The 22,792-nt window shown below is 63.5% G+C and carries 18 protein-coding genes; 16 read left to right on the forward strand and 2 right to left on the reverse strand.

Annotated elements, in window-relative coordinates:
* Positions 1–115: 115 nt before the first annotated feature.
* The 4 genes from ACNQPL_RS23530 (at position 116) to ACNQPL_RS23545 (ending at position 2,728) form a co-directional block, all read left to right on the forward strand.
* Complete coding sequence (locus ACNQPL_RS23530) at positions 116–1,126, forward strand: class 1 fructose-bisphosphatase (RefSeq protein ID WP_012274595.1); 1,011 nt, start codon at positions 116–118, stop codon at positions 1,124–1,126.
* 3 nt (positions 1,127–1,129) lie between these two features.
* Positions 1,130–1,726 (forward strand): DUF924 family protein, encoded by a 597-nt coding sequence (locus ACNQPL_RS23535; RefSeq protein ID WP_416468042.1) that lies wholly within the window; start codon positions 1,130–1,132, stop codon positions 1,724–1,726.
* A 178-nt stretch (positions 1,727–1,904) separates the two neighbouring features.
* On the forward strand, positions 1,905–2,159 hold the full coding sequence (gene bamE, locus ACNQPL_RS23540) for an outer membrane protein assembly factor BamE domain-containing protein (RefSeq protein WP_079230016.1): 255 nt from the start codon (positions 1,905–1,907) through the stop codon (positions 2,157–2,159).
* Positions 2,156–2,728, forward strand: a complete 573-nt coding sequence (locus ACNQPL_RS23545; protein ID WP_346614103.1) for a lipocalin family protein — start codon at positions 2,156–2,158, stop codon at positions 2,726–2,728. The genes bamE and ACNQPL_RS23545 overlap by 4 nt, the downstream gene beginning before the upstream one ends.
* Before the next feature lie 72 nt (positions 2,729–2,800).
* Here the strand turns inward: ACNQPL_RS23545 and ACNQPL_RS23550 are convergent, their stop codons facing one another.
* Positions 2,801–4,165, reverse strand: a complete 1,365-nt coding sequence (locus ACNQPL_RS23550) for a formimidoylglutamate deiminase (protein ID WP_416468043.1) — start codon at positions 4,163–4,165, stop codon at positions 2,801–2,803.
* Positions 4,166–4,309: 144 nt separating this feature from the next.
* On the opposite strand from ACNQPL_RS23550, the gene hutC reads away from it, so the two are divergent.
* The 10 genes from hutC to hutG all read left to right on the forward strand — a co-directional run bounded on the left by hutC (position 4,310) and on the right by hutG (position 15,619).
* Positions 4,310–5,020: a histidine utilization repressor gene (gene hutC / locus ACNQPL_RS23555; RefSeq protein ID WP_346614219.1), complete on the forward strand. Its 711-nt coding sequence runs from the start codon at positions 4,310–4,312 to the stop codon at positions 5,018–5,020.
* Positions 5,017–5,595: a HutD family protein gene (locus ACNQPL_RS23560; protein ID WP_416468044.1), complete on the forward strand. Its 579-nt coding sequence runs from the start codon at positions 5,017–5,019 to the stop codon at positions 5,593–5,595. Before hutC ends, ACNQPL_RS23560 begins: the two co-directional genes overlap by 4 nt.
* A 375-nt stretch (positions 5,596–5,970) precedes the next feature.
* The gene (gene hutU / locus ACNQPL_RS23565) at positions 5,971–7,650 is read left to right on the forward strand and encodes a urocanate hydratase (RefSeq protein ID WP_387522722.1); all 1,680 of its coding nucleotides are present in this window, start codon (positions 5,971–5,973) and stop codon (positions 7,648–7,650) included.
* A gap of 173 nt (positions 7,651–7,823) precedes the next feature.
* Positions 7,824–8,792, forward strand: coding sequence for an ABC transporter substrate-binding protein (locus ACNQPL_RS23570; RefSeq protein WP_416468045.1), 969 nt, complete (start codon positions 7,824–7,826; stop codon positions 8,790–8,792).
* 26 nt (positions 8,793–8,818) lie between these two features.
* Positions 8,819–9,670 (forward strand): proline/glycine betaine ABC transporter permease, encoded by an 852-nt coding sequence (locus tag ACNQPL_RS23575; RefSeq protein ID WP_346614098.1) that lies wholly within the window; start codon positions 8,819–8,821, stop codon positions 9,668–9,670.
* Positions 9,667–10,497, forward strand: a complete 831-nt coding sequence (locus ACNQPL_RS23580; RefSeq protein ID WP_346614097.1) for a glycine betaine/L-proline ABC transporter ATP-binding protein — start codon at positions 9,667–9,669, stop codon at positions 10,495–10,497. The genes ACNQPL_RS23575 and ACNQPL_RS23580 overlap by 4 nt, the downstream gene beginning before the upstream one ends.
* An 8-nt stretch (positions 10,498–10,505) precedes the next feature.
* Positions 10,506–12,029 (forward strand): HAL/PAL/TAL family ammonia-lyase, encoded by a 1,524-nt coding sequence (locus ACNQPL_RS23585; protein ID WP_416468046.1) that lies wholly within the window; start codon positions 10,506–10,508, stop codon positions 12,027–12,029.
* A gap of 21 nt (positions 12,030–12,050) precedes the next feature.
* Positions 12,051–13,583, forward strand: a complete 1,533-nt coding sequence (gene hutH / locus ACNQPL_RS23590; RefSeq protein ID WP_416468047.1) for a histidine ammonia-lyase — start codon at positions 12,051–12,053, stop codon at positions 13,581–13,583.
* A 16-nt stretch (positions 13,584–13,599) separates the two neighbouring features.
* Positions 13,600–14,805, forward strand: coding sequence for an imidazolonepropionase (gene hutI / locus ACNQPL_RS23595; RefSeq protein WP_416468048.1), 1,206 nt, complete (start codon positions 13,600–13,602; stop codon positions 14,803–14,805).
* Between the two features lie 10 nt (positions 14,806–14,815).
* Positions 14,816–15,619: an N-formylglutamate deformylase gene (gene hutG, locus ACNQPL_RS23600; RefSeq protein ID WP_416468049.1), complete on the forward strand. Its 804-nt coding sequence runs from the start codon at positions 14,816–14,818 to the stop codon at positions 15,617–15,619.
* A gap of 62 nt (positions 15,620–15,681) precedes the next feature.
* On the opposite strand, the gene ACNQPL_RS23605 is transcribed toward hutG, so the two are convergent.
* Positions 15,682–21,174 (reverse strand): dermonecrotic toxin domain-containing protein, encoded by a 5,493-nt coding sequence (locus ACNQPL_RS23605; RefSeq protein WP_416468050.1) that lies wholly within the window; start codon positions 21,172–21,174, stop codon positions 15,682–15,684.
* 168 nt (positions 21,175–21,342) lie between these two features.
* On the opposite strand from ACNQPL_RS23605, the gene pip reads away from it, so the two are divergent.
* Together pip and dtd are read left to right on the forward strand one after the other, a co-directional pair.
* Positions 21,343–22,314 carry a prolyl aminopeptidase gene (gene pip / locus ACNQPL_RS23610; RefSeq protein ID WP_346614091.1) on the forward strand — a complete coding sequence of 324 codons (972 nt, stop codon included), beginning with the start codon at positions 21,343–21,345 and terminating at the stop codon, positions 22,312–22,314.
* Positions 22,311–22,748: a D-aminoacyl-tRNA deacylase gene (gene dtd / locus ACNQPL_RS23615; RefSeq protein ID WP_416468051.1), complete on the forward strand. Its 438-nt coding sequence runs from the start codon at positions 22,311–22,313 to the stop codon at positions 22,746–22,748. The genes pip and dtd overlap by 4 nt, the downstream gene beginning before the upstream one ends.
* Positions 22,749–22,792 lie beyond the last annotated feature (44 nt).

A 22,792-nucleotide genomic window follows, 5' to 3' on the forward strand; every position in this document is an offset into this window, starting at 1 on the left:
GAACTACCGACCTAAAGTGCCGTCTGACTGCCCAGCGAGTCTCTTTGCTCGCTAGCATTCAACTCTCCCTGTAAACTGCGGGGGTTTTTCTCCCCCAATCCGTTCGGAGCCATACATGTCCCGCGTTACCCTGAGTCGCTATCTGATTGAGCAGACCCGCAGCAACAATACCCCTGCCGATCTGCGCTTCCTGATCGAAGTGGTAGCGCGTGCGTGCAAGGAAATCAGCCACCACGTGTCCAAGGGCGCCCTCGGCGGCGTGCTGGGCAGCATGGGCACCGAAAACGTGCAGGGCGAAGTGCAGAAGAAGCTGGACGTGATTTCCAACGACATCCTGCTCGAAGCCAACGAGTGGGGCGGCCACCTGGCCGGCATGGCGTCCGAAGAAATGGACAACGCCTACCAGATCCCGGGCAAGTACCCGAAAGGCGCCTACCTGCTGGTCTTCGACCCGCTCGACGGCTCGTCGAACATCGACGTCAACGTCTCGGTCGGCACCATCTTCTCGGTACTGCGTTGCCCTAACCAGTACCTGAGCCAGAACGAAAGCCTGAACGAAGAAGCGTTCCTGCAGCCAGGTACCGAGCAGGTCGCTGCCGGTTATGCCATCTACGGCCCGCAGACCATGCTGATCCTGACCCTGGGCAACGGCGTCAAGGGCTTCACCCTGGACCGCGAGCTGGGCAGCTTCGTTCTGACCCACGAAAACATCCAGGTACCGGCCACCACCGCCGAGTTCGCCATCAACATGTCCAACCAGCGCCACTGGGAAGCCCCGGTACAGCGCTACGTGGGCGAGCTGCTGGCCGGTGAGACCGGGCCACTGAAAAAGAACTACAACATGCGCTGGATCGCCTCCATGGTGGCCGATGTACACCGCATCCTGACCCGTGGCGGCCTGTTCATGTACCCGCGCGACGCCCGCGAGCCGAGCAAGCCGGGCAAGCTGCGCCTGATGTACGAAGCCAACCCGATGTCGTTCATCATCGAGCAGGCTGGCGGCGCCTCCACCAACGGTTACGATCGCATCCTCGACATCAAGCCAGAGAGCCTGCACCAGCGCGTGTCGGTGATCCTCGGCTCGAAGGAAGAGGTTGAGCGCGTTACCGCCTACCACAAGGAGTAAGACATGCTCGCACCTTGGCAGCCGTTGCTGGAGTGGTGGTTCGGTTGGGGCACCAGTCCCCAGGCCGTGGCTGACGAGAAGAGCACGCTGTGGTTCGGCAAGCATCACGATGCCGAAGCCCAGGCGGTGTTTGGCGAGCTGGTCGAGTATGCCCTGGCGGGCGGGCTCGACGAGTGGCAGCAAAGCCCGCAAGGCTGGCTCGGCCTGTTGATCCTGCTGGACCAGCTGCCGCGCATGATCTACCGCGACACGCCGCGCGCCTTCGATGGCGACCGGCGTGCCCAGGTGGTCGCGCTGCAGGGTTTGCAGAAGGGCTGGGATTACCAGCTGCTGCCGATCCAGCGAGTGTTCGTGCTGCTGGTGCTGGAGCATGCCGAAGTGCTGGACTGGCAGAACCTGTGCGTCGAACGCTATCAGGTGCTGCTGGATGAGCAGCCAGAGGCCCACCGACGCTTGTTCGAAGGCTTCCTCGACTATGCCGAGCAGCACCAGCGCGTGATTGCAAGGTTCGGGCGCTTCCCGCACCGCAACCTGATGCTGGAGAGGCCGAGCACCAGCGAAGAGATGGATTTTCTACTGGAGCCTGGCTCCAGGTTCTGAGTAATGAATGGGGCCGCTGTGCGGCCCCATTTGTTTTTGGGGACTGAAGCGCCTGCGCAGCGCCAGCCGACCAACGGTGTTGAACGAAAGGCGGGCAGGCAGGGAACCAGGGAGCGATTTTCCCGTCGAAGGTCACTGCAGCCACTCGCCTGCACCCACCTTCCAGGAGTGTCCCTTCATGTCGTTGCGTTCCCTCGCCCTGTTGTCCTTGTGCGTCGTCCTGACTGCGTGCAGCAAGATCAATCAGGAAAACTATTCCAAGCTCAAGGCCGGTATGAACAAGGCCGAGGTCGAGCAACTGCTCGGCACGCCCACCGAGTGCTCTGGCGCACTGGGCATGAGCAGCTGCACCTGGGGGGACGAGAAGAGCTTCATCAGCGTGCAGTACGCAGCTGACAAGGTATTGATGTACTCAGGGCAGGGCCTCAAATGACGCGTCTGCACCTGCTGCTGGGGTTGTGCCTGGTGATGCTGTTGGGTGGCTGCGCCACCTCGGCCAACGACCCGCTGGCGCCGAAGACCGCCGGTAACGTCGACCTCAAGCGGTACCAGGGCAAGTGGTACGAGCTGGCCCGCTTGCCGATGCCGTATCAGAGCGAATGCGCCCAGTCCGAGGCCCATTACAACCTCAAGCCTGACGGCTCGTACGGTGTGCTCAACCGTTGCCGCACGATGGGTGATGAATGGCTGCGCGCCGAAGGCCACGCCAACATTCAGCAGCCGGGGCATACCGACAGGTTGTGGGTGGAGTTCGACAACTGGTTCACCCGCCTGGTGCCAGGCCTGACCAGGGGCGAATACTGGATCCTGTACGTGGATGAGCGTTACCGTACGGCGATCGTCGGCAGCCCGGACCGCAAATACCTGTGGATTCTGTCGCGCACGCCTTCATTGCCGGCATGGGAGCGTGAGAACCTGCAGGCCAAGGCACGGCAGCAGGGTTATGACACCAGCCGGTTGATTTGGCGGATGGCGGACAAGCAGATCGTGCAGATGCATTGAGTCGACTGGGGCCGCTTTGCGGCCCTTTCGCGACAGTTGCTCCCACAACTGGCTGCACACCCGCCCATGCAATCAACCCAGCAGCTGGCGCAACACCTCGACAAACGCCAGCGCGCTCTGCGCTTCCTGTTCATGCCGCCCCTGGCGCACCACCCACTGCCCATTGACCATCACGTCGCGCACCTGGCGGTCGCCCCCGGCGAACAGCCAGCGGTTGAGAATGGCATCGCCATCGGCCATGGCGATATACGGGTCCTGGCCATCAAGTACCAGCCAGTCAGCACGCTTGCCCACCGCCAGTTCACCGATGGGCTGCCCCAGTGCCTGGGCACCGCCACGCAATGCAGCGTCATACAACGTGCGCCCGACCATCGGCTGGTCTTCGCGGTGCAGCCGGTTGCGCCGCTGGTCACGCAGGCGTTGGCCGTATTCCAGCCAACGCAGCTCCTCCACCACGCTGAGTGACACATGGCTGTCGGAGCCGATACCCATGCGCCCACCCTGGGCCAGGAAGTCCACGGCCGGGAAAATACCGTCACCCAGGTTGGCCTCGGTGGTCAGGCACAGGCCTGCCACGGCTTTACTGCGGGCCATGGCCGCCACTTCTGCAGGCTGCGCATGGGTGGCATGCACCAGGCACCAGCGCGCATCCACAGGCACATGTTCATACAGCCATTGCAGCGGACGCAGGCCACTCCAGGCCAGGCAGTCGTCGACCTCCTTCTGTTGTTCGGCGATGTGAATATGGATGGGGCATTGCTGATGGCCGGCAGCCAGCACTTCGGTGATCTGCTCAGGCGTTACCGCGCGCAACGAGTGAAAGCACAGGCCCAGCTGCTGTGCAGGCTGCGCCGCCAGTGCCGGGGCTAGCTGCGCTTGCAGTTGCAGGTAGTGCTCGGTGGAGTTGATGAAGCGCCGCTGCCCTTGGTTGGGTGCCTGGCCGCCGAAACCGGCGTGGCTGTAAAGCACCGGCAGCAAGGTCAGGCCAATGCCGCTGCTGGCCGCCGCAGCACTGATGCGCCGGGAAAGTTCGGCCGGGTCGGCGTAAGCCCCGCCTGCCTGGTCATGGTGCACGTAGTGGAACTCGGCAACCGAGGTGTAGCCGGCCTTGAGCATCTCGATGTATAGCTGGCGGGCGATGACCTGCAGTTGCTCTGGCGTTACCTTGCCGACCAGGCGGTACATCAGTTCGCGCCAGGTCCAGAAGCTGTCGTTGGGGTTGCCCGCCACCTCGGCCAGGCCCGCCATGGCTCGTTGAAAGGCATGGGAGTGCAGGTTGGGCATACCCGGCAGTACTGGGCCACTGAGGCGCTCGGCGCCCTCGGCATTGGCATCGGCTTGAACCGCAGCCAAGTGGCCATCGGCGGCCACCTCGAAGCGAACATCGTGGGCCCAACCGCTGGGCAGGAGGGCACGTTCGGCGTAGTAGGCGGGCATTGCGCTATCCTGTTATTGTTCAACTTGTATATACATATACAGCCGTTTGCCTGCCGGGTAAACTCCGGCAAGCTACCGTTCAACCCAATTGCACAAGGATCAAACGCCGTGCCGACACCTCCTGTCTCCGCGCTGGTAGCCCAGATGGGCGAGGGCCCGGCGCCGCTCTACGCCCGGGTCAAACAGATGATCATCCAGCACATCGAGAATGGCAGCTGGCCGCCGCACCACCGGGTGCCGTCCGAAAGCGAGCTGGTCAGCCAGCTGGGTTTCAGCCGCATGACCATCAACCGCGCGCTGCGCGAACTCACCGCCGAAGGGCTGCTGGTGCGGATGCAGGGCGTCGGCACCTTCGTTGCCGAACCCAAGACCCGTTCGGCGCTGTTCGAGGTCAACAACATCGCCGACGAAATCGCCGCACGTGGCCACCAGCATAGCTGCCAGGTCATCACCCTGGCCGAGGAAGCGGCCGGCTCCGAGCGCGCCCTGGCGCTGGACATGCGCGAAGGCCAGCGGGTGTTTCATTCGCTGATCGTGCATTACGAAAACGGCGTGCCGGTGCAGATCGAAGACCGCTACGTCAACGCGCAGATCGCCCCCGACTACCTCAAGCAGGATTTCACCCGGCAGACGCCTTACGCCTACCTGTCCCAGGTGGCACCGCTGACCGAAGGCGAACACGTGGTCGAAGCCATCCTCGCCGAGGCGCACGAGTGCCAGTTGCTGCAGATCGAAGCGGGCGAACCTTGCCTGCTGATCCGCCGCCGTACCTGGTCCGGTCGCCAGCCCGTTACCGCGGCGCGGCTGATTCACCCCGGTTCCCGTCATCGCCTGGAAGGACGTTTCAGCAAATGAGCCAGTTGCAGTGGTTGCGCGCTAAAGACTACCCGCGCATGCCGTGGAAGAACGGCGGTGGCTTTACTGAAGAAATCACCCGCGATGCGGGCGACGGGCTGGATGGCTTTGGCTGGCGCCTGTCGATCGCCGACATCGAAGCGTCTGGCGGCTTCTCCAGCTTTGCCGGTTACCAGCGGATCATCACCGTACTGCAAGGTGATGGCATGCGCCTGACGGTGGATGGCGCACACAGCCGCCCACTGCTGCCGTTCGATGCTTATGCGTTCAGTGGTGAGAGCCAGGTGAGTTGCACGCTATTGGGCGGGCCGATTCGCGACTTCAACCTGATCTATGCGCCGGGGCGTTACCGGGCACGGTTGCAGTGGTTCAACGGTGGGAGTCGGTTGTTCAGCGCTGCCAGCAGCGTATTGATTTTCAGTGGCCAGGCGCAACTGCAGGTGAGTCTTGATGGCCAGGTGCAGCCGGCGCTGGGGCTGTATGACTGCTTGCAACTGAGCGGTAACGACCGTTTGGTCGAAGTGGATGTGCTGGGGCGCTGCTGTGTTATCGAGCTTACCCCGCTTTTTGAGTGATGCCTGCAGCCCTATCGCGGGCAAGCCCGCTCCTACAGGCACCCCATTGCCCTTGTAGGAGCGGGCTTGCCCGCGATGGGCCGGAAAAGTTACCCGGTAACGCTCCCAAACCGCTCACGCTGTTACCGATCGCCCCAAGATGGCGCAATGCCGTCGAGCTGCTCACTGCGCTCCTCAACCCCCCACCCAGCTTTGCTAACTTTCTCCAAACGTTGATCTACGGGGGCTCCACCCCCCCTTCGTGCGCCCGAAAAACACCTGCAAACCCAACTTGGCAATTCAATTGCATATGCTTGTATGTACAAGTAAAGCCAAGTGCGCGAAAGTGGATAGGCCGTCCCCATTCGCGCTGTACGCACCCGAGGAGCACTTTTCGTGACTGACAACAAACTCAACAAATTCCGTGACGTCGAGATCCGCGCCCCGCGTGGCAACAAGCTGACGGCCAAAAGCTGGCTGACCGAAGCGCCGCTGCGCATGCTGATGAACAACCTCGACCCGCAGGTCGCCGAAAACCCGAAAGAGCTGGTGGTGTACGGCGGCATTGGCCGCGCCGCGCGCAATTGGGCCTGCTACGACAAGATCGTCGAAAGCCTGACCAACCTGAACGACGATGAAACCCTGCTGGTGCAGTCGGGCAAGCCGGTCGGCGTGTTCAAGACCCACACCAACGCCCCGCGCGTGCTGATCGCCAACTCCAACCTGGTGCCGCACTGGGCCAACTGGGAACACTTCAACGAACTCGACGCCAAGGGCCTGGCCATGTACGGCCAGATGACCGCCGGCAGCTGGATCTACATCGGCAGCCAGGGCATCGTCCAGGGCACTTACGAAACCTTCGTCGAGGCTGGTCGCCAGCACTACGGCGGCAGCCTGAAAGGCAAGTGGGTACTGACTGCGGGCCTCGGCGGCATGGGCGGCGCCCAGCCACTGGCCGCAACCCTGGCCGGTGCCTGCTCGCTGAACATCGAATGCCAGCAGAGCCGGATCGACTTTCGCCTCGACACCCGCTACGTCGACGAGCAAGCCAAGGACCTCGACGACGCCCTGGCTCGCATCGCCAAGTACACCGCCGAAGGCAAGGCGATCTCCATCGCCTTGCATGGCAACGCCGCCGAAATCCTGCCCGAGCTGGTCAAGCGCGGCGTGCGCCCGGACATGGTCACCGACCAGACCAGCGCCCACGACCCACTCAACGGCTACCTGCCAGCTGGCTGGACCTGGGAGCAATACCGCGACCGCGCCCAGACCGAGCCCGCCGCCGTGGTCAAGGCCGCCAAGCAGTCCATGGCCGTGCACGTGCAGGCCATGCTGGACTTCCAGAAGCAAGGCGTGCCGACCTTCGACTACGGCAACAACATCCGCCAGATGGCCAAGGAAGAAGGCGTTGCCAATGCCTTCGACTTCCCAGGCTTCGTCCCCGCTTACATCCGCCCGCTGTTCTGCCGCGGCATCGGCCCGTTCCGCTGGGCGGCGCTTTCCGGCGAGGCCGAGGACATCTACAAGACCGACGCCAAGGTCAAGGAACTGATCCCCGATGATGCCCACCTGCACCGCTGGCTGGACATGGCCCGCGAGCGCATCAGCTTCCAGGGCCTGCCAGCACGTATCTGCTGGGTGGGCCTGGGCCTGCGCGCGAAGCTGGGCCTGGCGTTCAACGAAATGGTGCGCAGCGGCGAGCTGTCGGCGCCGATCGTGATCGGCCGTGACCACCTCGACTCGGGCTCGGTGTCCAGCCCGAACCGCGAAACCGAAGCCATGCAGGACGGCTCGGATGCCGTGTCCGACTGGCCGCTGCTCAACGCCCTGTTGAACACCGCCAGCGGCGCGACCTGGGTGTCGCTGCACCATGGCGGCGGTGTGGGCATGGGCTTCTCGCAGCACTCGGGCATGGTCATCGTGTGTGATGGCACCGACGAGGCGGCCGAGCGTATCGCCCGCGTGCTGACCAACGACCCGGCCACCGGGGTGATGCGCCATGCCGATGCGGGCTACCAGATTGCGATTGATTGCGCCAAAGAGCAGGGGTTGAACCTGCCGATGATTACTGGCTGACAGGCCCTGAGCGGCTGCTGTGCAGCCCATCGCCGGCAAGCCGGCTCCCACAGGGTTACACGCTGTTCATGTGGGAGCCGGCTTGCCGGCGATGGGGCGCGAAGCGGTCCCAAAATGGCCATTTCCTTGCAAGGACTGCCGATTTCCACTTTCAAGTTTGGGAGCGTCACGCAATGAAAACCAACAAGACCTTGCTTGCCTCGCTGTTCGCCCTCGGCCTGCTCGGCGCTGCCGGCAGCAGCCAGGCCGCTGGCTGGTGCGAGTCTGGCAAGCCGGTGAAGTTCGCCGGGCTGAACTGGGAAAGCGGCATGCTGCTGACCGACGTGATGCAGTTCGTACTGAAAAACGGCTACGGCTGCGAAACCGACAGCCTGCCCGGCAACTCCATCACCATGGAAAACGCCCTGGGCACCAATGACATCCAGGTCTTCGCCGAAGAGTGGGTCGGGCGCAGCGAGGTCTGGAAGAAGGCCGAGGCGGCCGGCAAGGTGGTTGGCGTCGGCGCCCCGGTGGTGGGCGCAGAGGAGGGTTGGTACGTGCCCCGCTACGTGATCGAGGGCGACGCCAAGCGCAAGCTCGAAGCCAAGGCGCCAGCGCTCAAGAGCGTGGCTGACCTGGGCAAATACGCCAGCGTGTTCAAGGACCAGGAAGAGCCGGGCAAAGGCCGGTTCTACAACTGCCCGGCCGGTTGGACCTGCGAACTGGACAACAGCAGGATGCTCAAGGAATACGGCCTGGAGAGCAGCTACACCAACTTCCGCCCCGGCACCGGCCCGGCCCTGGATGCCGCCGTGCTGTCGAGCTACAAGCGTGGCGAGCCGATTCTCTTCTACTACTGGACGCCCACCCCGCTGATGGGCCAGGTCGACCTGGTGAAGCTGCAGGAAAAACAGGGTGTGGACAAGTCTGTGTCGATCAAGGTCGGGCTATCGAAAACCTTCCACGAACAGGCCCCCGAGCTGGTTGCGGTGCTGGAAAAGGTCAACCTGCCGATCGACCTGCTGAACCAGAACCTGGCGCGCATGACCAAGGATCGGATCGAGTCGCCTGCGCTGGCCAAGGCGTTCCTCAAGGAACATCCTGAAGTCTGGCAGGCCTGGGTCAGCGATGAGGCTGCCAAGAAGATCAACGCGGCGCTCTGAGCGTCCTCAGCTGATGAGTGAACCCCATGTTTCCTGACAACCTGACATTCTCCATCGCCGACTGGGTCAACGGCTGGGTCGACGCCCTGGTGACCAACTATGGCGACGTGTTCCGGCACATCTCCGACACCCTGCTGTGGGCCATCGTCAGCCTCGAAGGCGTGCTGCGCGCCACACCGTGGTGGCTGATGCTGGCCGTGGTGGCGGCCATCGCCTGGCACGCCACTCGGCGCATCCTGCCGACCCTGGTGATCACCGGCCTGCTGTTTCTGGTCGGTGCCGTCGGCCTGTGGGACAAGCTGATGCAGACCCTGGCGCTGATGCTGGTCGCCACGCTGATCTCGGTGCTGGTGGGCATTCCGCTGGGCATCCTGTCGGCGCGCAGCAATCGCCTGCGCGCTGTGCTGATGCCGCTGCTGGACATCATGCAGACCATGCCCAGCTTCGTGTACCTGATCCCGGTGCTGATGCTGTTCGGCCTGGGCAAGGTGCCTGCGATCTTCGCCACGGTGATCTACGCTGCGCCGCCGCTGATCCGCCTGACCGACCTGGGCATTCGCCAGGTGGACGGCGAAGTCATGGAGGCGATCAACGCCTTTGGTGCCAACCGCTGGCAACAACTGTTCGGCGTGCAATTGCCGCTGGCGTTGCCGAGCATCATGGCGGGCATCAACCAGACCACCATGATGGCCCTGTCGATGGTGGTGATCGCGTCGATGATCGGCGCCCGTGGCCTGGGTGAAGACGTACTGGTGGGCATCCAGACCCTCAACGTCGGCCGCGGCCTCGAAGCCGGCCTGGCCATCGTCATTCTTGCGGTGGTGATCGACCGCATTACCCAGGCCTATGGCCGGCCACGCCATGAGGTGAGCAAATGAGCACGCAGCCGATCAGCAAGATCGAGGTGAAGAACGTCTTCAAGATCTTCGGCGACCGCGCCGCCGAGGCGTTGCAGTTGATCCGCAACAACCAGAGCAAGGAGCAGGTGCTGTCGCAGACCGGCTGCGTGGTCGGGGTCAATGACCTGTCGCTGTCCATCGGTAGCGGCGAGATCTTCGTGATCATGGGCCTGTCCGGCTCGGGCAAGTCGACCCTGGTGCGCCACTTCAACCGGCTGATCGACCCCACCAGCGGGCAGATCCTGGTCGATGGCGAAGACATCCTGCAGTACGACATGGAGGCCCTGCGCGAATTTCGCCGGCGCAAGATCAGCATGGTGTTCCAGAGCTTCGGCCTGCTGCCGCACCGCAATGTGCTCGACAACGTCGCCTACGGCCTGAAGGTGCGCGGCGAGAGCAAGCAGTTGTGCGCCGAGCGTGCCCAGCAATGGATCGAGACCGTGGGCCTCAAGGGCTACGAGAAGAAGTATCCGCACCAGTTGTCGGGCGGCATGCGCCAGCGCGTCGGCCTGGCCCGGGCATTGGCGGCGGACACCGACATCATTCTCATGGACGAGGCCTTCAGCGCCCTCGACCCGTTGATCCGCGCAGAGATGCAGGACCAGTTGCTGGAACTGCAGAAAACCCTGCACAAGACCATCGTCTTCATCACCCATGACCTGGACGAAGCCGTGCGCATTGGCAACCGCATCGCCATCCTCAAGGACGGCCGGCTGATCCAGGTGGGCACGCCGCACCAGATCCTCCATAACCCGGCCGACGAATACGTCGACCGCTTCGTCCAGCGCCGCGCGGTCGCGGTATGAGGAACAGCATGTCGCACGTTGAAACCGTGGTCTTTGATGGTGGCGAACTGCGCTGGCAGGGCATCGCCGCCGTGGCCCGCCATGGCGCGCGCCTTGAGTTGGCGCCGCCTATCTGGGCGCGCATCGACAATGCCCAGGCGATCGTCCGCCATATCGTTGAAAGTGGTGAGCGCGCCTACGGTGTGAACACCGGCCTGGGTGCGCTGTGCAATGTGTCGCTGCAGGGCGAGCAGCTCAGCCAGCTGTCGCGCAACACCCTGCTCAGCCACGCCTGCGGCGTCGGCCCGGCGTTGCCGGATGAACAAACCCGGGCGATCATCTGCGCTGCCATTGCCAATTACAGCCACGGCAAGTCGGGCATCCAGCGCAGCGTGGTCGACGCGCTGCTGGCACTGCTCAACCATGGCATTACCCCTCAGGTACCGTCGCAGGGCTCGGTCGGCTACCTGACCCACATGGCGCATGTAGGCGTGTGCCTGCTGGGCATCGGCAAGGTCAGCTACCGCGGGCAGATTGTCGACGCCGCCGAGGCCCTGGCTGCCGAAGGGTTGGCCCCGGTACAGCTGGGGGCAAAGGACGGCCTGTGCCTGGTCAATGGCACGCCGTGCATGACCGGCCTGGCCAGCCTGGCGCTGGACGACGCCAGCCGCCTGCTGCAGTGGGCCGACGTGATCGGCGCCATGAGCTTCGAGGCGCTGCGGGGTCAGATCGCTGCCTTTGACCCCGAGATCATCGCGCTCAAGCCGCATCCGGGCATGCAAGTGGTGGGTAAAAACGTGCGCGCCTTGCTGGCGGACAGCGAAGTCATCGCCACCAGCAAAGGCATCCGCACCCAGGACGCCCTCAGCATCCGTTCGATCCCGCAGGTGCACGGCGCCGCGCGTGACCAGTTTGCCCACGCGGTGAAGCAGATCGAGGCCGAGCTCAACGGCGCCAATGACAACCCGCTTTTGTTGGGTACCCCAGAGGATTTTCGCGTGGTCTCCCAGGCCAACCCGCACGGCCAGTCGGTGGCCATGGCCGCCGACCTGCTGGCGATTGCCATGGCCGAGATCGGCTCGATAGCCGAGCGCCGCCTGGACCGCCTGGTCAACCCGCATGTCAGTGGCCTGCCGGCGTTTCTGGTCAGCAACCCCGGGGTCAACTCGGGGATGATGATCGCCCAGTACGTCGCCGCCTCACTGTGCGCGCAGAACCGCCAGCTGGCGCAACCGGCGGTGCTCGACAACTACGTCACCTCTGGCCTGCAGGAAGACCACCTGAGCCTGGGCACCAATGCCGCGCTCAAGCTGCACCAGGTGCTGGAAAACTGCACCCAGATCCTTGCCATCGAATACCTGCTGGCCGCTCAAGCCTTCGAATTCCTCAAGGAACAGCGTTTCGGTGTTGGCACCGATGCCGCCTGGCGCCTGCTGCGCGAGCAGGTGCCGGCGTACCTTGAAGACCGCTGGCTGGCCCCGGACATCGCCCGCGCCGCCGCGCTGCTGAAAGCTTCGCAAGGGCCGCAGCCTGTGCTGCCGGCCTTGCACTGAACAATTAAAAGGAGCATGTACATGGAAGCCCTGAACCTTGTCCCTGGCCAGCTGACCCTGGCCCAGCTGCGCCGCATCCACCACGCGCCGCTGCGCTTGAGCCTGGATGCCAGTGCGGGGGCCGGCATCGATGCCAGCGTGGCCGTGGTCGAGCGGATCATCGCCGAAGACCGCACCGCTTACGGCATCAACACCGGTTTCGGCTTGCTGGCATCGACTCGCATCGCCAGCCACGACCTGGAAAACCTCCAGCGCTCGCTGGTGCTGTCGCATGCCGCCGGCATCGGCGCACCGCTGGACGACGCGATGGTGCGGCTGATCATGGTGCTGAAGGTCAATAGCCTCAGCCGTGGTTTTTCCGGTATTCGCCGCAAGGTCATCGATGCGCTGATCGCCCTGGTCAATGCCGAGGTCTACCCGCATATTCCGCTCAAGGGCTCGGTGGGTGCCTCCGGTGACCTGGCACCACTGGCGCACATGTCGCTGGTACTGCTGGGCGAAGGCAAGGCGCGCTACCAAGGTGAATGGCTACCGGCCAGCGAGGCCCTGGCGGTTGCCGGCCTGGAGCCGCTGACCCTGGCTGCCAAAGAAGGCCTGGCGCTGCTCAACGGCACCCAGGCGTCTACCGCCTATGCCCTGCGCGGCTTGTTCCAGGCTGAAGACCTGTACGCTGCGGCCATCGCCTGCGGCGGCCTGACCGTCGAGGCGGTGCTGGGCTCGCGTTCGCCATTCGACGCACGCATCCATGACGCGCGCGGTCAGCGCGGCCAGATCGATACCGCCGCATGCTTCCGCGACCTGCTGGGCGAGTCCAGCGAGGTGTCGCAGTCGCACAAGCACTGCGGCAAGGTCCAGGACCCGTATTCGCTGCGTTGCCAGCCGCAGGTCATGGGCGCCTGCCTGACCCAGCTGCGCCATGCAGCCGAAGTGCTGGGCATCGAGGCCAACGCGGTGTCGGACAACCCGCTGGTGTTCGCCGCCGAAGGCGACGTGGTGTCGGGCGGTAACTTCCATGCAGAACCGGTGGCCATGGCCGCCGACAACCTGGCCCTGGCCATCGCCGAGATTGGCGCGCTGAGCGAGCGGCGCATTTCGCTGATGATGGATAAGCACATGTCGCAGTTGCCGCCGTTCCTGGTTGAAAACGGCGGGGTCAACTCTGGCTTCATGATCGCCCAGGTCACGGCGGCGGCCCTGGCCAGCGAGAACAAGGCACTGTCGCACCCGCACAGTGTCGATAGCCTGCCAACCTCGGCCAACCAGGAAGATCACGTGTCGATGGCGCCGGCGGCGGGCAAGCGCTTGTGGGAAATGGCCGAGAACACCCGTGGGGTATTGGCCATCGAATGGCTCGGCGCCTGCCAGGGCCTGGACCTGCGCGAAGGGCTGAAAACCTCGGTGAAGCTGGAGCAGGCGCGCCAGGTGCTGCGGCGCGAAGTGCCGCATTACGACCACGACCGTTTCTTTTCACCGGATATCGAGGCGGCCAGTGCCTTGCTGGCAGAAGGCAAGCTGACCGCGCTGCTGCCAGCCGGCGTGCTGCCAAGCCTGTAACTTCAGGAGTGTTTGGATGAGAACCCTTTGGCAGCACTGCCACGCGGCAACCATGGCCCAAGGCAGCTACTCGGTGATCGAGGACGCCGCCATCGTCAGCAACGCTGGCTTGATCGAATGGATTGGCCGACGTGCCGATGTGCCGGCGCTGGAAATTGCCCACACGGTCGATCTCAACGGCGCCTGGGTCACCCCAGGGCTGATCGACTGCCACACCCACGCGGTGTTCGGCGGTAACCGCAGCGGTGAGTTCGAACAGCGCCTGCAAGGCGTGAGCTATGCCGAGATCGCCGCCCAGGGCGGGGGGATCGCCAGCACTGTGCGCGCCACCCGCGCGGCCAGCGAGGATGAACTGTTCACCAGCGCCCGCCAGCGTGTGCAGGCTTTGATGCGCGACGGTGTGACCACGCTGGAGATCAAGTCCGGCTACGGCCTGGACCTGGCCAACGAACGCAAGATGCTGCGCGTGGCCCGGCGCCTGGCCGAAGAGCTGCCGCTGGCGGTGCGCGCCACCTGCCTGGCCGCCCATGCCCTGCCGCCAGAGTACGCGGGCCGAGCGGACGACTACATTGCGCATATTTGCGACGAGATGCTCCCGGCCTTGGCCGAGGAAGGGCTGGTGGACGCGGTGGATGCGTTCTGCGAGCACCTGGCGTTCTCCCCGGCCCAGGTCGAGCGGGTGTTCATCAGGGCGCGTGAGCTGGGCCTGCCGGTCAAACTGCACGCCGAGCAACTGTCATCGCGGCATGGCTCCAGCCTGGCGGCGCGTTACCAGGCGCTGTCTGCCGATCACCTGGAGTTCATGACCGAGGAAGACGCCGTGGCCATGGCGCAGGCCGGTACGGTGGCCGTGCTGCTGCCAGGCGCCTTCTACTTCCTGCGCGAAACCCAGCTGCCACCGATGGATGCCCTGCGCCGTCATGGCGTGAAGATCGCTTTGGCCAGTGACCTCAACCCCGGCACCTCGCCTGGGCTGTCGCTGCGCCTGATGCTGAACATGGGCTGTACGCTGTTCCGCATGACCCCGGAAGAAGCCCTGGCCGGCGTTACGCTGCATGCTGCCACGGCACTTGGCCTGGGCGACAGCCATGGTTCGCTGGAAGTCGGCAAGGTGGCGGATTTCGTCGCCTGGCGAATCGCCCGTCCCGCCGACCTGGCCTACTGGCTTGGCGGTGACCTGCCCAAGCGCGTGGTGCGCAAGGGCCACGAAATTTCAAACTGAGCGAGGCACGATGGACAAGGTTCTGAGTTTTCACCAAGGCCGCCTGCCGCTGCTGATCAGCATGCCGCACGCCGGCCTGCGCCTGAGCGACCCCGTGCGCGACGGCCTGGTCGATGAAGCGCGCAGCTTGCCGGACACCGACTGGCACATCCCGCAGTTATACGACTTCGCCCGCGACCTGGGCGCCAGCGTGGTAGCCGCAGAGTACTCGCGCTTCGTCATCGACCTGAACCGCCCGGATGACGACAAGCCGTTGTACGCAGGCGCCACCACTGGCCTGTACCCGGCCACGTTGTTCGAAGGCGAGCCGCTGTTCAAGGAGGGGTTGGCGCCGTCTGGCGAAGAACGCAAACGCTACCTGGAACAGATCTGGCGCCCGTATCACGGCACCCTTCGTCGCGAACTGGACCGGTTGCGCGAGCAGTTTGGCTATGCCCTGTTGTGGGATGCCCACTCGATCCGTTCGCACATTGCGCACCTGTTCGATGGCAAGTTGCCCGACTTCAACCTGGGTACCTTCAATGGCGCCAGCTGCGATCCGCTGCTGGCCGAGCGGTTGCAGGGCGTATGTGCCCAAGCCCGAACCTACAGTCATGTACTCAATGGCCGCTTCAAGGGTGGGCACATTACCCGGCATTACGGCGACCCGGCCAACCACATCCATGCCGTGCAGCTGGAGCTGGCACAAAGCACCTACATGAATGAAACCGAGCCATTTGCCTACCGCGAAGACCTGGCGCAAACGACCCAGCAAGTACTGCAGCAGCTTTTGCAGGCGCTGCTGGATTGGGGTAAGGAGCGGTACGGAGGTTGATGTTTGCCCGTGAAAGTGGCGACGCGCTGCGGGCCATGCGCGTCGCCATTTGAAGCGGGTAATCAGTTGTTGATCTGCGCTATGGTGAGTTCACGCAACAGCTCCTGCTCCTCCAGGCCCTTATCGTTTTGTAATTGTTGTTGCAGCCTCAGTTCCTCCTGAAGCGAGTGATCCTTGTTGGCCAGTTCAAGTACAAGCAGGCGGTAGCGGTTATCTATTTCGGCAAAGCGCTCGGCATGTTCGGCCCGCAGGCGCGCAACCCAGTCCGAATTGGCCAGCATGTAGTCGACCAGGGCATCGCCCAGTTCGCTTTTGCGGACCTTTTCCAGCACCAGCGACAATTCATCAGGCGCCAGATTTGCTGCGCTTCGAAAACGCATGCTGTCGGCAAGCGGAAGGTCGAGCTCCCTGGCCAGCTCCCGGCGGTAGGCCAGCCGCACCGAAACCCTGTCGCCCGAGCCGGTTCGCTGGTTGGCCAGTTTCTCCAGTTGTTCGATCCTGAACAGTTGCAACAGGCGTAGTCGCAACGTTTGCAAGGTATCGCCCGCTTCGATCAACAGGCGCTGCCCCATCAGGTACAACTCGATATTGTTGAACTCCTGCAGCGCGCCATCGTGACATGTCTGCGAGCCGGTTTCAGGGTGAGGCAGTGCGGCCGCAGCGATACTCTCCATCAGCGGGCGCTCGGCATCGTTGCCGGCGGCCACAACCAGCATCAGGCGTACACGCTCGCAGAAGCTGGCTTGCGAGGTCGGGTCGACGTAGGGCGCAGCATTGCGCAGGCGGCCCGCCAACCGCAGCAGATCGCTGCCTTCGAGCATTTCCCAGCAGTCGCGCAATGCCTCGTTCTGCGCCTCGTTGCCAAGCATCCAGTCTTCGAGCCTGGGCGTATCGTCGCCCATCAGAGGGAAGTGCGGGTGATCCAGTGATCCTTCGCTCGAAGAATTGACAAGCATCAGGTTGCCCGGGATATCCAGGGCGAAGGAATAGCTGTGCTGGCTGTCCGAGAACGCACGCACACGCAGAATGGTATCAAGCGGCAAAGGGTTGTCGAACAAGGCGATCGACGAGATCGGCATGGGGTTGTCCAGGTTCGAGAGTATGTGCTCGGGCAACTGGGTGATGTTGTTGGAACTCAAGTCCAGCAGCTCCAGCGGCAGCAAGCTGTCGCACCAGCTTGGCCAGGCTTGCAGGTTCATGTCGGTCAGCGAGAGTGATTGCAGGTTGCTGGAGAGCCGTGCAGGTACCTGGCTGATGCTACCCATACGGTTGCCTGACACGTCCAGTGACGTCAGGTGCTCCAACCCCGCCAAGGTCTCCAGCATGCGCTGATCCACTTCCAGGCCCATGTTGCGAAACTCCAGGTAGTTGAGCCGGGGAAGACGTGCCAAGACAGACGCCAGTGAGGAAGTGGCCGCCTGATGCGCATCGATGGTCAACCGGGTGACATTGGGGAAGCGGCTGAGCAATTCGTCGAGTTGCGACGTGGTGCCGCTCGTGCGGGTCAGCATGAGCGCTTGAACGCGTTGTTCAAAGAATGCTGGAAGCCGCCTGGGGAACTGTTCGACCGCCACATCCTCCAGTTGCAGACGCAGGTATCGCTGGCCCTGCTCCTGTTGCTCCCAGAACTGGCTGATCGCTGCCTGGATGCGCTGCCTGTGTGCGAGCGATTCCTGGGTCAAGGGGTTGCTCGAACTGGACGCCTGGGCCCAGCCGTCGATCGCGTCGCGCATTTGCTGGCGCTCATCGCGTATGCGTGCAAGCCGGCCGGTGAGTTCTGCAGGCACATCCACGGTAACGCCGGCCGTCTCGGCCCGCTCGTTCAGCAACAAGCGCTGTACATGAGTTTCGTTGACAGGGTTGCCTTCGAGTGAGATCACCGTCGGGTTGGGCAGTGCGTCTGCTTCATTGAGCAGGAACGACGGCAATGACCTGAGGTTGTTGTTGCGCATGGACAGGTGGGCGATACGCCCCAGTGCATCACTGCCAATCCCGATCGGCCACTGCGCCAGTTGCATGTTATCCAGGCCCAGGAAATCCAGGGTCAGTTCATGGAAGCTTGGGCTGTTGTTCTGGGCCAGGCGGTTGCCACTCAGGTCCAGGTACCTCAACTGGCGAAGTTCTGCGATCAGGTTGAGGTCGTTTTCGGACAGCGCGATGTTCTGGTTGGTTAGCACCAGCCTTTGCAGCGCAGGCAAAAGCTGGGTGATGGACGGTACGCTGAGCATGAAGAACGAAGGTGTTGATCTGGCGTTGTAAGGCCGGCTGATTTCCAGTGATTCGATCTGCGGCATCTGCCTGAGCAGGCGTTGCAGCAGGCGTTCGTGCTGCGCCCAGCCGGCGAGGTTGCCTGACGGTAGATCGAGGAGGTTCAGGCTACGCACACGATTGTAGAAAAAATCGGGCAGGGTCAGAGGTACATCGGCCAAGGGCACCTGAGTGATGCGTAGCTCGGCCGTGTGCTGGCCGCCTTCATCCAGAGCGGTGTCATACCAGTGTTGCATGATCGCGTCACGTAGGCTGTTGTAGTCGCTTGCAGCCTGTTCCGTCTCCGGTGAAATGGCTTCACTCCAGTCAGCCAGCCTGCTTTGCAGTTCACTGCGCTGCTCCAGCAGCGCCTGCAGATGGTCGAGTATTTGCGACGGCGCCAGGCCGCGACTGGTCAGCGACAGCAGGACCTGATCCGCCGTAACGCCGGTGTGCGCGACGAGCCCCGTTGCTTCGACAGCCTCGATCAGGCGCTGGCGGGTAGCGCCTTGAACTGCCGGGCCGCTCCCGCTCAACGGGTAGCCCAGGCGCCCATCGGCCAAGCGCATGGGCGAACGGTAGCCGGGGCGGACAGGTTGCATGCCCAGGACCGCCCTCACGGTCGAGCGGGGTGGCAGGGGGCTTTCCTGTACCAGGCGCTGCAGTGCTTGCTGATCTGCGACACCGAGCTGCGTCATGGCCTCTGGCAGTGCCTCGTACAGCGCGGCATAGAGGTCTGGATAAGCGGTGACCTCTGTGCTCGGGCGGCTTTCATCGTGCACGATGTATCCGGCATCCGCATGGGTGATGGTGTGGTAGGGGCGAGTGTTTTGCGGGCCGATGCCCTGCGCCTGGGCAGGCCAGGACATGCGCTGGAGCAGCTGCACTTTTGTCTCGACGGGCCAGCCTGGCAGGCGTTCAAGCGTATGCATGATCAGCCTGTCGCTGTCCCAGTTTGGCACACCGGACAGGTACAACCCTTCGCAGGCGCGGGCCAGGCGGATGTGTTGCTGGTAGACGCGGATCTCCTCGCCAAGGCGCATGGGGATTTTGCCGCTGCCGAGCATTTGCAGTTCGCTGGCGCTTGCGCCACGCACCAGCTCGTCGCTGACGACGGCCGGCAGGTTCGGAAACACCCGCCGTATGGTTTCGGCTCCCGGCGTCAGGTCGCTCGGAAGGCGAGCGTAAGCCCTGGAAAACGCTGCTGCCCGGGTGCTAGCGTCCGGCAGCTGGCGGACCGTTTCGTCCAGTTTGAAGCGTTGCAGGGTGTCTTCGAGCAAGGCCGGCAGCCGCAGGTTCTCGGCCAAGGCCCTGCGCAGTACGTCTTCGTGGGTGTCGCTGACGGCAAGTATCCGTTGCAGCGTCGGCTCGTCGAAGTGGGCATTCAAGTGACCGATACGGCGCAGCAGTGCCATGCCCGTCCAGCTCAGCGGCTTGTCCGTGACCTGCAACCAGGCCCCGGCCCCATTGTGCCGCAACGGCGGCTCATAACCGCCTGCCTTGCTGGGGTGCTCGATGCGGTAGATGCCGGTGTCGGCATTCCATTTCAGTGAAAATACCTTGCCTTCAAGGCGTAGCCAGGTCTTGCCATCCTGGCGGTACAGCCCAAGCCCGTCCGGGCTGGCCTGCGATGGCAGCGTGACGTCTTGTTCGAAGGGGGTCAGGTCCTGGTTCCACAGGCGTGTGCTGCCATCTGGTAGCTCAACCTCCAGCAGTTCCTCGATGAAGGAGGGGGTCGGCAAATCAATGCGTTCTACTTCCGGCTCTTCCAGCGCACTGCCTGCTTCGCTGCCTGCTGTGTTTCTCGCCGCTTTGGCTGCCGCGCTCAGTACGGCCATGATCGCCACGTTCTCAATCACATCGACCATGTAGGTGAATGCCTTGTCGCGCTCGTCGTTTTTCCAGGCCTCGATGCCTTCGTAGACCTCGTGGGCCAATTGGGCCACGCAGACGGCGAGCATTACCTCGCCCAGCCCGGGCACGAAAAAACCGGCGATGTTGAGGGCCGTCAGCACGCGTCCTGCTATCAATTCCCGATGAGCCTGGGCAGTGCGCCGGTCGACGATTTCGGTCGGGGTTGCGTGGAACAGCACATCCTCTCCATGCCGCTGGGCTTTCTGGAAGGCCATGACGCTCTGGAACGTGTGGCCGAATGGCCTTGCAACAGGATGCAGGGTGGCATGTGGGTCAGGGACACGCTCAAGTACCCCGCGGACACTCCAGGCGATGGGCGTGAGCCGATCCTTCAGGCGGGTGATCGTCGATGCCTTGTCACGGTCGGCAATGTGGTTGTCCAGGTAACTGATGTTGGCGTGGAGCCTGTCGCGCAAACCGGCCTGCAAGGCCTCCAGAGTCGTGAATTCCGTGAGCGGCTGTGCGCTGTCCTCGGGGATATACAGCGCTACGGCCTGATGCTCTTCGGCTTGCACGGTAATCAGCACCACCCCGGTCAGCTCTGCTTCCCACAGGTCGAGATAGCTGAATGTCACGGGCGAGGTTGCCGATAGCGGCTGGTCGACCGGCACGGCAAGCGCTGCGGTGTACAGCGTCTCACCGATATCGCCTTTGAGGCGGGCGTAATGCAAGGATTGCCGGAAGGCCGAGACTTCCGCTCGCCCCAGGGTCTGGTAAACGGACAGCCTGACTTCATCGGTGCTCAGCTGCGCCGTGGCCTCAGGGTAATAGATTGCATGGACCAGGCCATGGTACTTGCCACCGATGTCCAGCGTGCGGCACAGGTCGGCGAAGTCTTCGGCGACGATATCCACTGCATTGGTGATCGGGACAGTGCCCATGAAGCGCCGATGATCGAGGATGACCGACTTTTTCAGCGCGGCCCCAGGCGCGTCCATGCCGTGTTCGGCAGCGGCGTCCTGGTCAAAGTTGTGCAGGGCGCTGTGCAGCAGCGAGCGGGTAGCCTGGTTCACCGCCACGCGCGCGTCGCCTGCGCGGGTCGTGTCGATCAGGCGGGCGTCGACCAGGTACGTGTTGTGCACATCCAGGTCGAGCCCGAAGCGTTGCTTGATGGCTTCGGTCAGTGTCTGCGCGGCGTAGGTTTGCAGGGCGGGTAGCGGTTCGAACAGCTTCTGCACTTGTGCATGGTGTTCGCGGTGACGGGCATGTTCCGCCTGCCATGCCTTGGCGATTTCCGGTAGCTGCTGGACCGCTGTGGCCAGCCAGGCAGGGATCGGCAACGCGTTGCGCATTGCGCGGTGGATGTCTGGCGTGGCTTGCTTGAGCCAGGCGGGTATCTTGCGCTCAATGGTGGCGTAATGAGCGCCAGGTAAGGTGTTGGCTGGGGTTGGCATGGCGGGCCCTTGCTAGGTATGGGGCAAGGGACTATCGGGGCTATGGCTGGCGCGCTGGAGGTAAATATGTATGCCCGGCTTGCGGCGGTGCCCTAGAGGACGGTGCTCAAAGCGCAATTCAGGTTTATGATGCCCAACGGCAGTCAATATCCTCACACGGAGTGCGCAATGCAGACCCTCTACCCGCAGATCAAACCCTACGCCCGGCACGATCTGGCCGTGGAAGCGCCGCATGTGCTGTATGTCGATGAAAGCGGCTCGCCTGAAGGTCTGCCGGTGGTGTTCATCCACGGTGGCCCGGGCGCGGGTTGCGATGCCCAGAGCCGTTGCTACTTCGACCCCAACCTGTACCGCATCATCACCTTCGACCAGCGCGGCTGTGGCCGCTCCACGCCACATGCGAGCCTGGAGAACAACACCACCTGGCACCTGGTCGAGGACCTGGAGCGCATCCGCGAGCACCTGGGCATCGACAAGTGGGTGCTGTTCGGCGGGTCCTGGGGTTCGACCCTGGCCCTGGCCTACGCCCAGACCCACCCCGAGCGGGTGCATGGCCTGATCCTGCGCGGCATCTTCCTGTGCCGGCCGCAAGAGATCGAGTGGTTCTACCAGGAGGGCGCCAGCCGCCTGTTCCCCGATTACTGGCAGGATTACATCGCGCCAATTCCGGCGGATGAGCGTGGCGACCTGGTCAAGGCATTCCACAAACGCCTGACCGGCAACGACCAGATTGCTCAGATGCATGCCGCCAAGGCCTGGTCCACCTGGGAAGGCCGTACCGCCACCCTGCGCCCCAACCCGCTGGTGGTCGACCGCTTCTCCGAGCCACAGCGCGCGCTGTCGATTGCCCGCATCGAATGCCACTACTTCATGAACAACGCTTTCCTCGAGCCGGACCAGTTGATCCGCGACATGCCGAAGATCGCCCACCTGCCGGCAGTGATCGTGCATGGCCGCTATGACGTGATCTGCCCGCTGGACAACGCCTGGGCGTTGCATCAGGCCTGGCCGAACAGCGAGCTCAAGGTGATCCGCGACGCCGGCCACGCCGCGTCCGAGCCGGGCATTACCGACGCCCTGGTACGTGCTGCTGACCAAATGGCGCGTCGCTTGCTCGATCTGCCCCTGGAAGAAGCATGAGGGGGCTGTTGCAGCGCGTGCGTGGCGCGCGGGTGGAGGTGGCCGGCGAGATCGTCGGCGCCGTCGATCAGGGCCTGCTGGTGCTGGTGGCCGTCGAACCTGAAGATACCCGGGAACATGCCGATAAGCTGTTGCACAAGCTGCTCAATTATCGAGTGTTCAGCGATGAGCAGGGCAAGATGAACCTGTCGCTCAAGGATGTTGGCGGCGGCCTGCTGCTGGTGTCCCAGTTCACCTTGGCGGCCGACACCCGCAGCGGCATGCGGCCGGGCTTCTCGACGGCGGCACCGCCGGCGCTGGGGGCCGAATTGTTCGACTACCTTTTGCGCCAGGCCCAAGGCCAACATGCCACGGTTGCAAGCGGGCGCTTCGGTGCAGACATGCAGGTGCATCTGGTCAATGATGGCCCAGTGACATTTCTGTTACAAATATGAGGTAAAAAAACCCCTGGTTTGTGGGTAAAACAGGGGTTTTGTAC

Origin of the sequence: Pseudomonas sp. LFS044 (assembly GCF_047978245.1) — a bacterium.
GTDB lineage: Bacteria > Pseudomonadota > Gammaproteobacteria > Pseudomonadales > Pseudomonadaceae > Aquipseudomonas.